The organism is Paenibacillus sp. FSL R5-0636 (assembly GCF_037974255.1).
Lineage (GTDB): Bacteria > Bacillota > Bacilli > Paenibacillales > Paenibacillaceae > Paenibacillus_AQ > Paenibacillus_AQ odorifer.
The window spans coordinates 5,500,674-5,514,845 of record NZ_CP150232.1 but is presented as its reverse complement, the minus strand read 5'-3'; the positions used below and the strand labels follow the sequence as shown (position 1 = coordinate 5,514,845).

9 protein-coding genes are annotated in these 14,172 nt (G+C 45.0%); 8 read left to right on the top strand and 1 reads right to left on the bottom strand.

Annotation, left to right across the window (positions count from 1 at the left end; genetic code table 11):
• Positions 1 to 63: 63 nt before the first annotated feature.
• From MKX34_RS25180 to MKX34_RS25150, 7 genes are all read left to right on the top strand, one after another.
• Positions 64 to 1,080, top strand: a complete 1,017-nt coding sequence (locus MKX34_RS25180; RefSeq protein WP_036677618.1) for an ABC transporter ATP-binding protein — start codon at positions 64 to 66, stop codon at positions 1,078 to 1,080.
• Positions 1,067 to 2,002, top strand: a complete 936-nt coding sequence (locus MKX34_RS25175; RefSeq protein WP_036677615.1) for an ATP-binding cassette domain-containing protein — start codon at positions 1,067 to 1,069, stop codon at positions 2,000 to 2,002. The genes MKX34_RS25180 and MKX34_RS25175 overlap by 14 nt, the downstream gene beginning before the upstream one ends.
• A 4-nt stretch (positions 2,003 to 2,006) precedes the next feature.
• On the top strand, positions 2,007 to 2,969 hold the full coding sequence (gene opp4B / locus MKX34_RS25170) for an oligopeptide ABC transporter permease (RefSeq protein WP_036677612.1): 963 nt from the start codon (positions 2,007 to 2,009) through the stop codon (positions 2,967 to 2,969).
• A gap of 27 nt (positions 2,970 to 2,996) precedes the next feature.
• Entirely contained in the window at positions 2,997 to 3,902 is a 906-nt protein-coding gene (locus MKX34_RS25165; RefSeq protein WP_051490985.1) for an ABC transporter permease, read from the top strand.
• Positions 3,903 to 3,921: 19 nt separating this feature from the next.
• On the top strand, positions 3,922 to 5,772 hold the full coding sequence (locus MKX34_RS25160; RefSeq protein ID WP_036677608.1) for an oligopeptide ABC transporter substrate-binding protein: 1,851 nt from the start codon (positions 3,922 to 3,924) through the stop codon (positions 5,770 to 5,772).
• Positions 5,773 to 6,064: 292 nt separating this feature from the next.
• Complete coding sequence (locus MKX34_RS25155) at positions 6,065 to 8,797, top strand: glycoside hydrolase family 9 protein (protein WP_076297540.1); 2,733 nt, start codon at positions 6,065 to 6,067, stop codon at positions 8,795 to 8,797.
• Positions 8,798 to 8,829: 32 nt separating this feature from the next.
• Positions 8,830 to 11,814 carry a glycoside hydrolase family 48 protein gene (locus MKX34_RS25150; protein ID WP_081384056.1) on the top strand — a complete coding sequence of 995 codons (2,985 nt, stop codon included), beginning with the start codon at positions 8,830 to 8,832 and terminating at the stop codon, positions 11,812 to 11,814.
• 363 nt (positions 11,815 to 12,177) lie between these two features.
• Here MKX34_RS25150 and mnmA read toward each other — a convergent pair whose 3' ends face one another.
• Positions 12,178 to 13,299: a tRNA 2-thiouridine(34) synthase MnmA gene (gene mnmA / locus MKX34_RS25145; protein WP_036677701.1), complete on the bottom strand. Its 1,122-nt coding sequence runs from the start codon at positions 13,297 to 13,299 to the stop codon at positions 12,178 to 12,180.
• Positions 13,300 to 13,593: 294 nt separating this feature from the next.
• On the opposite strand from mnmA, the gene MKX34_RS25140 reads away from it, so the two are divergent.
• Positions 13,594 to 14,013 (top strand): Rrf2 family transcriptional regulator, encoded by a 420-nt coding sequence (locus MKX34_RS25140; RefSeq protein WP_036677599.1) that lies wholly within the window; start codon positions 13,594 to 13,596, stop codon positions 14,011 to 14,013.
• Positions 14,014 to 14,172 lie beyond the last annotated feature (159 nt).

Here is a 14,172-nt window from a genome sequence, read left to right as displayed (position 1 = left end):
TCAAAATTTACATAATATTTTCATTGTGTTAATTTTGAAATCCTTGTCGTTAGGGTGATGAATATGGGCGAAGAACTACTAGAAATCAAAAATTTGTCGACATCGTTCAGAATTGCAGACGACTATTATGCTGCGGTTGATGATGTTACCCTGTCTGTTCGCAAAAATGAAATTCTGGCTATCGTTGGAGAGTCTGGTTCAGGAAAAAGTGCGCTCGCCTTTTCAATTATGGGGCTGCACACCAGAGCCAAAATTGACGGACAAATCAAATACAAGGGCCAGGACATCGTTACCATGTCTCCTGCTGCACTAAACAAGCTGCGCGGCCAAGAAATGTCTATGATTTTTCAAGATCCTTTATCCGCTTTAAACCCGCTAATGATCATCGGCTCACAGATTGAAGAAGTACTTATCCTACACGATTCCAAGCTTTCTAAGAAACAGAGAAAAGAGAAGGTCATTGATCTTTTGACCAAGGTTGGAATTTCCCGTCCCGAGCATACATATCAGCAGTACCCCCACGAATTATCCGGTGGCATGAGGCAGCGGGTGGTTATCGCCATTGCGATAGCCAATGGACCCAAGCTTTTGATCGCCGACGAACCTACTACAGCACTAGATGTGACTATCCAATTACAAATCCTTGAACTTATTAAAAAATTAAAAAACGATATGGAAGCAGGCATTATCTTAATCACTCATGACTTAGGGGTTGTAAGCGAAATGGCTGACCGTGTTGCGGTGATGTATGCCGGACAAATCGTCGAAATCGCAGATATTTTTACGTTGACGTCTAATCCGAAACATCCGTATACGAGATCCTTATTAAACTCCATTCCAACGGCAAAAGAAGAGAAATCCAGATTGCATGTGATTCAGGGGATTGTTCCACCACTGCAAAACCTTCCGCGTAAGGGCTGCCGTTTCTCGGCACGGACGCCTTGGATTCCTGAATCGGAGCATGAGGAGAACCCACAGCTGCATGAAGTCGCACCCGGACATTTCGTTCGCTGCACCTGTTATAACAATTTCCATTTCCCTGATACTAACGAGGAGGCAATCCACAATGGGACTTCTTGAGGTTAAAAATTTAGCAGTACATTTTCCGATCCACGGCGGTGTTTTTCGAAGGGAAGTTGGCGTAGTTAAGGCTGTCGATAATGTTAATTTTACCATTGAAGCTGGGCAAACCTATGGTCTGGTTGGTGAATCTGGTTCCGGAAAGACGACAACGGGTCGCGCGATTATAGGTCTTAATTCTATTACTAGCGGCAGCGTGATTTTTGAAGGGCAAGATTTGGCCTTGAGGGGTGTACGTAAGCAAAGAAATGTCCGCAAAGACATTCAGATGATCTTTCAGGATCCGTACTCTTCCTTAAATCCTAAGAAGCGTGTACTCGATATTATTGCAGAACCGTTGCGTAATTTCGAAAAAATGTCTCCAGGGGAAGAAAAACGCCGGGTGCAGGAATTGCTTTTACAGGTAGGCTTAAGTCCTGAGAACATCCTGAAATATCCGCATGAATTTTCTGGCGGCCAGCGGCAGCGGATCGGAATTGCCAGAGCAATTGCACTCAAGCCAAAGCTTATTATTGCTGACGAGCCGGTATCTGCGCTAGATGTCTCAGTACAGGCACAAGTGCTTAACTTCATGCAGGACATTCAAAAAGAGCTGAATCTTACTTTTCTATTTATCAGTCATGATCTCGGGATCATCAGGCATATGTGCGATCACATAGGGATTATGTATAAAGGACGACATGTGGAGCAAGGGACTGCTAAAGATATTTTTGACAATCCTCAGCATATTTATACCAAACGACTCATTGCCGCCATTCCTGATATTGATCCGAAACAGAGAGAAAAGCAGACGGAGTTTAGAAAATCAGTAAGCAAGGAATATGAACAAGCGCACCGGAATTATTTTGATGAAGAAGGCATGGCTTATCCTTTAAAATCAATTTCCGAGACTCATCTGGTAGCCTTGCCTGAGAAAGGTTGAGAATATGTGGAAGATTATCGTTCGTAGAATTCTTATAATGATCCCTCAAGTAGTTCTATTAAGTATTCTTGTTTTTCTTATGGCGAAGGCGATGCCTGGTGACGCACTTTCAGGAATGCTTGATCCGAATATTGACCCGGCGGCCATTGATGCGATGAGAGAAAAGCTCGGTTTAAATGATCCATGGTACATCCAGTACTGGGATTGGATCACTAAAGCGATACAAGGGGATTTCGGCCAGTCCTTCCGTTTCAAAATGCCGGTCTCAGAGCTAATCGGTCAACGCCTGATGAATACCCTTTGGCTGGCCATTGTTACGCTGATTCTTACATACCTTATTGCTATCCCGCTTGGTATTACCAGCGGACGTTATAACGATTCGTGGCTGGATCGCTTGATAACTGGCTATACCTATATTGGATTTGCTGCACCGTTGTTTATTTTTGCACTCTTAATGGTATGGGTTTTCGGATTTCATTTTCATTGGTTTCCTACCAGCGGCAGTGTCAGTCCCGGGGAAGTTCCAGGTACACTAAGTCACTTCTGGAGTAAATTCTACCATCTGCTTCTGCCTGCGCTATCTATGGCGCTAATTGCAACGGTTGGGACCGTACAATATCTGAGAAATGAGATCATTGATACGAAGCAAAAAGATTTCATTCTCACTGCTAGAGCTAAAGGGGCTTCGGAGTCACGCGTATACAATCGTCATATTTTGAGAAACTCCTTGCTGCCGATCGCTGCATTTTTTGGATATGAGATCACTGGGCTAATCGGTGGTACGGTGTTCGTTGAAACGATCTTCAGCTATCCAGGAATGGGTTTGCTGTTTCTAAGTTCGATAACGATTCGGGATTTCAGCGTGGTAACAGCTCTTGTTCTTCTGTATGGGGTTGCTTCCATCGTCGGTGCGTTGTTATCAGACATTATTTTAAGTATCGTAGATCCTCGTATCCGGATTAAATAAGAAGATGAACACTTTGGGGTGAATGAAATGGCAAAGACGAGCGCAGAGATAGCTCTGCTGCAGGAAACTGATAAAAGTCCATCGGGCTTCAAAATTGTTTGGCGGGAGATGGTGCGGGATAAGCTGGCACTGATCTCATTGATTTTCCTATTTACGATTATTGCTGCTGTATATGGGATCTCCTTATTTTTAGATCAGAAAGAAATTGTCACGGTTGACTTGTTCGCCCTATATGAGAAGCCTTCGGCTGTGCATTGGCTGGGGACTGATTATGGAGGACGGGATGTATTCGGTCAATTAATTATAGGAACACGAAATTCCATGTCTATTGCCTTTATGGTTACTTTTTTTACGGGAATTATCGGTATTCTGGTAGGTTTAGTCTCAGGTTACTTTGGGGGAACGGTAGATAATGTCGCGATGCGTATTGTGGATTTCTTCATGATTCTACCTTTTCTAATGATTGTTATAGCTTTTGTCAGCGCAGTGCCTAAGTACAATACATTGACCTTCTCCTTTATCATGACAGCATTTCTTTGGATGGGGATTGCCAGGCTAATTCGTTCCAAGACATTGCAAGAGAAGGAATTGGATTATGTTCAGGCATCTAAGACCCTAGGCTCCTCCAATCTAAAAATTATGTTCACGCAAGTTCTGCCGAACTTAAGCTCTATCATTATCGTAACGATGACCTTGAATCTGGCAGCTAATATTGGATTGGAATCAGGCCTATCCTTTCTAGGTTTTGGTTTTCCAGAAAGTACACCCAGTCTGGGTACTCTAGTAAGCTATGCGAGAAATCCGCAGACCCTTGAGTTCAGATGGTGGATCTGGTTACCCGCATCATTGCTGATCCTGGTATTGATGTTGAGTATAAATAATGTGGGTCAAGCGCTTAAACGTGCGACCGACGCAAGACAAAGAAAAGGATAATAAGGGAGGAAATGATTAAATGAGAAAAGCCATTCGTTCAAAAGCTTTACTAGTTTCATTAATGTTTGTAATGTTGTTCGCTCTTGCGGCTTGCGGCTCCAAGAACAACAACGAAGCGGCTGAATCAACAGCAGCTCCTAGCGCCAGCGCACCTGCGGCAACTGCAGAAGCAACGGCCGCGCCTGAGGCAGAAGACGGACTTTATAACATTAAAGATTTTAGTAACGTTAAGACTAACCAAGGTGAAGCTATTGACGGAGGGACAATTACATTTGGACTTGTTTCCGATAGTCCATTTGAAGGTACTTTGAACTGGAACTTCTATTCTGGAGATCCAGATGCTCAAGTTCTGAACTGGTTTGATGAAGGTTTGTTAACTTGGGATAAAGACTATGTATATACTAATGATGGTGCGGCTACTTATGAAGTTGCAGAAGATGGACGGACCTTTACCTTTACGATTCGCGACAATGTAAACTGGCAGGATGGTAAGCCAGTAACGGCTGAAGACTGGTTGTTCGCCCATGAAGTTATTGGTAATCCTGCTTATGATGGTCCTCGTTATGGTTCTGACTTCACTAATATTGAAGGCATGGATGAGTACCATTCCGGTAAAGCCAAGACCATATCCGGGATTAAAGTGCTGGGTGATAAGAAACTGCAGATTACTTATAAGCAATCTACACCTTCCTTGTTAACGGGTAGCGTATGGATTTATCCATTAGCCAAACATATCTTTGGCGGCATGGATGTTGCCAAAATCTCCTCTTCCCCTGAAGTCCGCCAAAAGCCAATTGGCTTCGGAGCTTTTAAAGTAGAGAGCATCGTTCCTGGTGAGTCTGTAGTATTTGTTAAGAATGAAGATTACTGGCGCGGAGCCCCAAAACTGGATAAAGTAATTTTGAAGGTTATCAACCCAACAACGATTGTACAAGAACTGAAATCTGGCGGAGTTGACTTGGTGGATTCCTTCCCTATTGATCAATTCCCGGATAATGCAAAGATGTCAAACGTTGAATTCCTGGGTGCGGTTGATCGTGCTTATACGTATATAGGCTTTAAGCTTGGTAAATGGGATGCAGAGAAAAAGGTTGTTGCAACAGATCCTAAAGCTAAAATGGCGGATGTAAATCTGCGTAAAGCCATGTGGGCTGCCGTAGATAATGATACTGTCGGTAAGAAGTTTTATAATGGACTTCGCTGGAATGCGACTACGTTGATCCCACCTTCCCATCCTGAATTCCATGATGCTTCCAATCCAGGTGTAGCTTATGATCCAGAAGCAGCTAAGAAGATCCTGGATGACGCTGGTTACAAACTAAACGGTGAATTTAGAACGAATCCAGATGGCAGCGAGCTGAAGATTAATTTCATTTCGATGACTGGTGGAGACATTGCTGAGCCGCTGGCTCAATATTATGTACAATCCTGGAAAGCGATTGGTCTGAATGTAACTTTGGAAATGGTAGAGTTTAATACCTTCTATGATCGCATAGGTCAAAATGGTGAGGATGATCCTACTGTTGATGTGTACCAAGGCGCTTGGGGTGTAGGGATTGACGTTGACCCATCAGGTCTGTATGGCAAAGATGCAATCTATAACTTCCCGCGTTACTCGAGTGCAGAGAACGATCGTTTGCTCGCCGAAGGGATCTCCGAGGCTGCATTTGATGTAGACAAACGTAAAGAAATCTATAAAGAGTGGCAACAATTTATGGTTGATGAGATTCCAGTATTCCCAACACTTTATCGTGCTGTAATAGTGCCAGTTAATAACCGCGTCCTGAATTATTGGGCTGTTGGTGATGGAGTTGAAATCTATTATAACGACATTGCGGTTTCTGCAGATAAAGCTGCGGTAGCTCAGTAAGAGGGTATTAATGAACAGCAGTTCAAGGAGAGATCCTGAGCTGCTGTTTTTTATTTTTCATTAAATTAACAATAATTCCTATATTTTGTGCATTATTTACTGTAAAAATATAGTGTTTTAATGAAAGATATGGTATATTTTGGGTGAGAGCGAAACTTTCGCTTAAATATAGCTCTTAGAGAGAGGTGAGTGGATGATCGCAATGACGGGTACCTGATTCAAGTGAGGGAGGTGTTACGGGACTGAGGTGTAATCTTTCTTGTGGCATTCACTGAAGAGAGGGGCAGTAGAAATGATCAAGAGGTATAGGAAACAAGGACTGGTGTTCAGTTTGTTGTTTACGCTTACATTTTGTTCAAATGCTGCATTTCAACCGGCGATAGCAGAGGCGGCGGCCGGAGACTACAACTATGCGGAGGTTCTTCAAAAATCTATTTATTTCTACGAAACCCAGCGGTCTGGTGAATTGCCAGATAACAATCGGGTGGAATGGCGGGGCGATTCCGGTCTTTTGGACGGGGCGGATGTGGGACATGATCTGACTGGTGGTTGGTATGATGCCGGTGATCACGTTAAATTCGGTCTGCCTATGGCTTATTCTACGACAATGCTGGCGTGGTCGGTTTATGAGTACAAGCAAGGATATGAGGGGTCTGGGCAGCTGGAGGAAATATTAGACAATATTCGCTGGGCAACCGATTATTTTGTAAAAGCTCATACTGCTCCTAACGAGCTGTGGGGACAAGTTGGTAACGGAACAACCGATCATAATTGGTGGGGACCCGCAGAAGTCATGCAGATGCAGAGACCTTCCTACAAAATTGATGCCACTCATCCCGGATCAGATCTTGCCGCAGAAACAGCTGCAGCGTTAGCTTCAGCATCCATTATTTTCAGGGATACGGATGCCGTATATGCGGACAAGCTGCTGCTGCATGCTAAACAGCTTTATAATTTTGCTGACACTTACCGCGGCTCCTATTCCGATAGCATTACCGATGCCAAACAATATTATAATTCTTGGAGCGGTTATGCGGATGAATTGAGCTGGGGGGCTGTCTGGTTGTATTTGGCGACTAACGATCAGCAGTATCTCAATAAGGCTATTGCAGCAAGTGATCAATGGGGAACGAATCAGGCTGGAAACTGGGGTTATCAGTGGACGCAGTCTTGGGACGACAAGCATTATGGCGCTCAATTACTGTTGGCACGAATCACCGGGCAGACCAAGTTCATTCAATCCACTGAACGGAATATGCAGTATTGGACGACTGGAGTGGGTGGAACAAGTGACCGTGTTGCCTATACACCTGGCGGACTAGCCCATCTGGATCAATGGGGCGCATTGCGTTATGCAGCCAATCAGGCTTTTATGGCCTTCGTTTACTCGGACTGGGTGAGCGATCCGGTGAAGAAAGATACGGCGCGTTCTTTCGCGGAGAGACAAATTACGTATATGCTTGGCGACAATCCACGAAACAGCAGTTATGTTATCGGTTATGGTAATAATTCTCCTCAGCATCCCCATCATCGAACCTCACATGGATCATGGAATGATAGTCAGACCGTTCCGGTAAATCATCGCCATGTCTTGTACGGAGCGCTAGTTGGAGGCCCGTCCAAAACAGACAGCTACACCGACTCCATTAACGATTATGTCTCGAATGAAGTTGCAACCGATTACAATGCAGCTTTTACAGGAGCTATTGCAAAAGTGGTGCTGCTGCATGGACAAGGGCAACAGCCGCTTGCACAATTTCCACCTGCAGAGACACGTGAAGATGAGATGTTTGTCGAAGCCTCTGTGAATGCTAGTGGCAGCAACTTCGTAGAGATTCGAGCATTGCTGAATAACCGTACGGGCTGGCCGGCACGGGCCAGTAAAGAGATGTCTTTTAACTACTATGTGGATCTTAGTGAAGCGATAGCGGCTGGTTATGCTCCTGAGGATATTACGGTTACGGCGGGAGGCTACAATCAGGGTGGAACGGTGTCTGCACTTCAGCCTTACGATGCAGCTAACCATATCTACTATACTAAGGTTGATTTTACAGGTACTTTAATTTATCCGGGTGGACAATCTGCTCATCGTAAGGAGATTCAATTCCGAATTGCAGCCCCGCTGAACACTAACTTCTGGAATAATGCTAATGATTTTTCATTCCAAGGTGTGGCAGCTCAAGGAGCAACTCCTGTTAAAACAGCGAACATTCCGGTGTTTGATGCAGGTGTGCACATGTATGGAGAACTTCCAGCGGGTGGTGGACAACCTGGAGAACCTCAAGTCCCTGCACGTCCGACTAATGTTCAGGCAGTAGCAGGTAATGGGACTGTCCATTTGACTTGGAATGCCATTAGCGGGGTTAGTGAATATACCGTTAAACGCAGTGAAGTGAGTGGAGGCCCGTATACGGTGCTTGAGAATGTCATGGGAACGGATTACATGGATAGTGGACGGGTGAACGGAACCAGTTATTATTATGTGATCACTGCCACGAATAGTGTAGGGGAGAGCTTGCCATCTATACAGGTTAGTGCCAAACCCCAAGAAACAACACAGCCCACAACGGGGAATTTGAAGGTGCAATATCGTACGAATGATACGAATGCCAGTGATGGACAGCTGCGCCCTCAGTTCCGAATTATGAATACAGGAACCGAGTCTGTGGCACTTAGCGGCTTGAAGCTGCGTTATTATTTCACTGTGGATGGGGATAAACCACAACAGTTTCATTGTGATTATGCTGTAGTGGGCAGTGGTAATTTAAGCGGCAGTTTTGTTAAGCTGAATCCCGCCAGTACGGGCGCGGATTATTATCTGGAGATTTCTTTTGGTGCAGAGGCTGGAAGCGTAGCGCCTGGTGGAGATAGCGGCGAGATTCAGGCTCGCACCAATAAGACGGACTGGACGGCTTACAATGAAACGGATGATTATTCCTACAGCGCGGTTCAGCAGACATTTGCCGATTGGAATAAAGTTACACTTTATCAAGGTGAAACACTTGTATGGGGCTTAGAACCATAAATATATCCAAGAGAGGGAGCTTGCCTAAGATGATGAAATTGAGCTTAATAAAGAAGCCTGTTTCTGTAATGATGGCCGCAGTCCTGTTTCTCTCACTCATGACCGGTCTATTTAATTTTAGACCTCAGACTGCTCACGCTTCTACTACGGAGCAGACGCGATTTCTGCAATTATATGCGCAGCTAAAAGACCCCGCAAATGGTTATTTCTCTGCTGAAGGAGTACCTTATCATGCGGTAGAGACCTTGATGAGTGAAGCCCCTGATTACGGACATATGACGACCTCAGAAGCTTACAGTTATTGGATGTGGCTTGAGGTACTCTATGGTTATCACACAGGGGACTGGACTAAGCTGGAATCAGCTTGGGACAACATGGAGAAGTATATCATCCCTATTAACGAAGGTGATGGCAAGGAAGAACAGCCAACCATGAGTTATTACAATCCGAACAGCCCGGCTACGTATGCAGCGGAGCATGCTCAGCCGGATCAGTATCCAAGTCAGCTAGGTGGCCAGTATACAGCAGGTAAAGATCCGCTAGATGCTGAATTGAAGGCGACGTATGGCAACAACCAGACCTACTTGATGCACTGGCTGGTAGACGTGGACAACTGGTACGGCTTCGGCAACTTGCTGAATCCTACGCATACAGCCGCTTATGTGAATACATTCCAACGGGGTGAACAAGAGTCCGTTTGGGAGGCGGTCCCTCACCCGTCTCAAGATGACAAAACGTTCGGAAAAGCAAACGAAGGCTTCATGAGCCTGTTCACAAAAGAAGCTAACGTGCCTTCCGCTCAATGGCGTTACACGAATGCTACAGATGCCGATGCACGGGCAGTACAAGCAATGTACTGGGCTAAAGAGCTCGGCTACAACAATACAGTGTATTTGAATAAAGCTAAGAAAATGGGCGATTTCCTGCGGTACGGTATGTATGATAAATACTTCCAAAAAGTAGGAAGTGCAGCTACTGACGGCACACCTGATGCCGGGACTGGCAAAGATTCCAATCAATATCTTCTGGCTTGGTATACCGCATGGGGCGGTGGACTTGGAGCTACAGGAAACTGGGCTTGGAGAATCGGGGCGAGCCATGCCCACCAAGGGTATCAGAATGTCGTGGCTGCCTATGCACTTTCTGATTCGGATGGTGGTCTGATCCCGTCATCAGCTACAGCTGGACAGGATTGGGAAAATTCTCTGAAACGTCAATTGGAATTCTATACTTGGCTGCAGTCCTCTGAAGGGGCAATTGCCGGAGGAGCGACCAATAGTTATCAAGGCGCCTACAAGGCTTATCCAGCCGGAACCAGTACTTTTTATGGCATGGCATATGACGAAGCTCCAGTCTACCACGATCCTCCATCCAATAACTGGTTCGGGATGCAGGCATGGAGTGTGGAGCGGGTAGCAGAGCTGTACTATATCCTTGCTTCTAACGGAGACACTACATCTGAAAACTTTCAAATGGCAAAACAAGTTATAGAAAATTGGGTAGATTGGTCTAAAGATTATGCCTTTGCCAACAAACGTCCAGTTACGGATGCTGAAGGTTACTACCTGAACAGTCAAGGTAATCGAATTCTTGGAGGAGACAACCCACAAGTGGCAACAGTCTCTGCACCAGGAGAGTTCTGGATTCCAGGTAATGTGGAATGGACAGGACAACCTAATACGTGGAATGGCTTCAGTGGTTCTGCAGCAAACAGTAACCTGAAAGCCGTAACTAAGAGTCCAAGCCAAGATACAGGTGTACTGGGCAGCTATATTAAGGCACTTACCTTCTATGCGGCTGGCACCAAAGCTGAACATGGCAGCTACAGTAGTCTGGGAGGAGAGGCTCAGGTACTGGCTAAATCTTTGTTAGACACGGCATGGGGTTATAACGATGGAATTGGTATTGCAACTACCGAAAGCCGTGGAGATTATTCTCGCTATTTCACTAAAGAAGTCTATTTTCCAAGCGGTTGGACAGGTACATTCGGCCAAGGAAATACGATCCCTGGTTCATCTACAGTGCCTTCCGATCCAGCTAAAGGCGGAAACGGGGTATACGCAAGCTATACCGATATCCGTCCAAATATCGTGAATGACTCCAAGTGGCAATATTTGCTGGACAAATACAATACTTCTTTTAATAAAGTGACTAAAACTTGGGACAATGGAGCCCCTGAATTTACCTACCATCGCTTCTGGTCGCAAGTAGATATGGCAACTGCTTATGCTGAATACGATCGACTGATCAACAGCAGTGTGCCTACTGAGCCAGTAGCTCCAAAAGCACCTTCCAAACCAAGTGTGGTCGCTGGTAACAAAGTTGTAGATCTTAGTTGGAACAACGTAACTGGAGCTACTAGCTACACTGTGAAAAGAGCTGCGACAACTGGTGGCCCTTACAGCGATGTGGCTGTTGTCACTCAGGCGACTTACAATGACGCTTCAGTGGTTAACGGTACGGATTACTACTACGTAGTTAGTGCTTCCAACGTGGTTGGAGAGAGCCCAAATTCGCTTGAGGTTCACGCCAAGCCTATTGATGTGCCGATTCCGGTACAAGGAGATTTGCTGGTGAAATACCGGACAAGTGATACCAATCCGGGAGATAATCAGTTCCGCCCGCAGCTGCAAATTGTTAACAATGGGGATACGGCTGTAGCGCTTAGCGATGTAAAGCTGCGGTATTATTACACGATTGATGGCGATAAACCTCAACAATTTAATGTTGACTATGCTAACATCGGTGGAAGTAATATACAGGGAACATTCGTGAAGGTGGACCCTGCCAAAACTGGAGCGGATTATTATTTAGAAATCTCCTTCGGCGCAGGTGCAGGCAGTCTTGCACCGGGAGCCAACACGGGTGATATCCAGATCCGGGTCAACAAAACGGATTGGAGCAATTACAACGAGGTTGGAGACTACTCTTATGATCCTGCCAAAACATCGTACACGGAATGGAATCATGTGCCATTGTATTTGAATGGTGATCTAGCATGGGGACTTGAGCCTTAAAGTCTAAATAAGGGAAGCCCTAGCCATTTGGCTGGGGCTTTTTTTAGTAATTGGCTAGTTAGCGACTGCGACTAAATGTGGCTTCATATCCATTTTAATTGTATTTTTTACAACTAAAATACACCCTAGCCGCGCCAACGTAATTTAGTTGCACTTCATACAACTATTTATCAGTATATGGGTATTTATTGAGGTATAAGCTCAGTTTAACTGTACAATATACAACTAAAACCCAAAAAGAAATAAAAAAGCACGAAATAGCTGTATTAAATACAACTATTTCGTGCTTTGGTACGTTTGTTAGATATTGTGAGTTACTACGATTACTTGTAGATCAAGCTTTTATAGAAGCTTGGTTTAAATTCACACTTGTGCTGAAGGAACAACCTTCTCCGCATATTCTATCGTTCCGCCGCCGAGACATTGTTCGCCGAGATAGAAGACAACGGCTTGACCAGGTGTGATAGCTTTTTGTGGAACATCAAAGGCTACAGTTATTGTTCCATCTTCACGCGCTGTAAGGGTCACGCCTTGATCTGGCTGGCGATACCGGAATTTGGCGGTGCATTTCAGCGGCTCTTGCCCAAGCTCTTGACCGTCAATCCAGTTAACACCGGAAGCAATCAGGCTAGTGGAGTACAGGCTATGGTGCTTGTCTCCTTGTACTACATAAAGAATGTTGCGGCTAAGGTCTTTCTCAGCTACAAACCACGGTTCGCCGTTGCCAGAGCCACCAATACCAAGGCCTTGGCGTTGGCCTAACGTGTAATACATAAGTCCGTCGTGGCGGCCTTTGATCTCTCCAGTTACTATGTCAACCATATCGCCAGCTTGTGCCGGGAGATATTGACTGAGGAATTCGCGGAAGTTGCGCTCGCCGATAAAGCAGACGCCTGTGCTATCTTTTTTCTTGGCAGTGTAAAGTCCTGCTTCTTCAGCAATTCTCCGCACTTCAGGTTTCGGCAGATGTCCAATAGGGAACATTGTTTTAGAGAGTTGATGTTGCCCCAGTGCATTCAGGAAATAGGTTTGATCCTTATTGTTGTCTACGCCGCGGAGCAGCTTGTACACACCATCTTCTTCTATAACACGTGCGTAATGTCCAGTTGCGACATAATCGGCACCAAGCTGAAGAGCTTTGTTCAAAAATTCTCCAAACTTAATCTCGCGGTTGCACATGACGTCAGGATTTGGCGTCCGGCCGGCCTTATATTCATCGAGAAAATAAGAAAATACCTTATCAAAGTATTCCTTCTCGAAATTAACGGTATAGTAAGGAATATCAATCTGCTCGCATACGCGGCGAACATCCTCTGCATCGCTTTCGGCCGTACATACTCCGAATTCGTCGGTATCGTCCCAGTTCTTCATGAAGATGCCGATGACGTCATAGCCCTGCTGCTTGAGCAGAAGCGCCGTGACGGAGGAATCGACCCCTCCGGACATGCCGACGACGACACGGGTGTCTTGTTTTGCTTTTGTCATCGTAATCACCATTTCTGTACCCAAAATACCGGTCATTCATGGAACACCCGGCTCAAAATGTATTATAACATACCTGTCTACTCTAAACCTCTGAAATAAGAGACTGGAAACAACAAAATGTCCACCTGGGGTGAACATTCTCGTAAAATGTTTCGTTTACCATTTCATTTGTGACTTCGGATATGATAACATAAACTGAGAGTAATTATCGGAATACCTTGATATGACAATCAAAATGACTTGCCGAATCAATAGTATACAATAATCAGACATTAAACTGAAAGAGGTGCCCCTTTGAAAATATCAACCAAAGGTCGTTACGGACTAACAATTATGATGGAGCTTGCACTGAAATTTGGTGAAGGACCAACTTCACTTAAGAGTATCGCTGAGAAAAATGGTCTTTCCGAGCATTATCTGGAGCAACTAATTGCTCCTCTGCGCAATGCAGGGCTTGTAAAAAGTATTCGTGGAGCATATGGCGGATACATTTTGTCGCGTGAGGCGAACGCTATCACTGCCGGTGATATCATCCGTGTGCTGGAGGGCCCTATCTCTCCTGTAGACTTCACGGAAGAGGACGATGCAGCGAAACGGGATTTATGGTTGCGTATTCGTGACAGCATTGCCGATGTGCTGGATTCCACAACACTTTATGATTTGATTAACTACAAAGAAGAGAGTTTGGCTGACAATTACATGTTTTATATTTAGTCCTCGAATGAAAGATATTCCAAAAAAATAATGTGTCAACGTTTAGGCTCCCATTTGGGAGTCTTTTTTTATCTGCGATTCTATTTGTTCTTACGCTTATTAAAGAGCGCGATCCAGCAGCAAGAGGCTCCGATGAACGCTGCGAGAATCGGTATCCAT

What these genes read in the sequence shown, in the direction of transcription:
- MKX34_RS25180 (WP_036677618.1), top strand. Translation starts at nt 64, where the DNA reads ATGGGCGAAGAACTACTAGAAATCAAAAATTTGTCGACATCGTTCAGA.
- mnmA (WP_036677701.1), bottom strand. Translation starts at nt 13,299, where the DNA reads ATGACAAAAGCAAAACAAGACACCCGTGTCGTCGTCGGCATGTCCGGA.
- MKX34_RS25150 (WP_081384056.1), top strand. Translation starts at nt 8,830, where the DNA reads ATGAAATTGAGCTTAATAAAGAAGCCTGTTTCTGTAATGATGGCCGCA.
- MKX34_RS25175 (WP_036677615.1), top strand. Translation starts at nt 1,067, where the DNA reads ATGGGACTTCTTGAGGTTAAAAATTTAGCAGTACATTTTCCGATCCAC.
- opp4B (WP_036677612.1), top strand. Translation starts at nt 2,007, where the DNA reads ATGTGGAAGATTATCGTTCGTAGAATTCTTATAATGATCCCTCAAGTA.
- MKX34_RS25155 (WP_076297540.1), top strand. Translation starts at nt 6,065, where the DNA reads ATGATCAAGAGGTATAGGAAACAAGGACTGGTGTTCAGTTTGTTGTTT.
- MKX34_RS25165 (WP_051490985.1), top strand. Translation starts at nt 2,997, where the DNA reads ATGGCAAAGACGAGCGCAGAGATAGCTCTGCTGCAGGAAACTGATAAA.
- MKX34_RS25160 (WP_036677608.1), top strand. Translation starts at nt 3,922, where the DNA reads ATGAGAAAAGCCATTCGTTCAAAAGCTTTACTAGTTTCATTAATGTTT.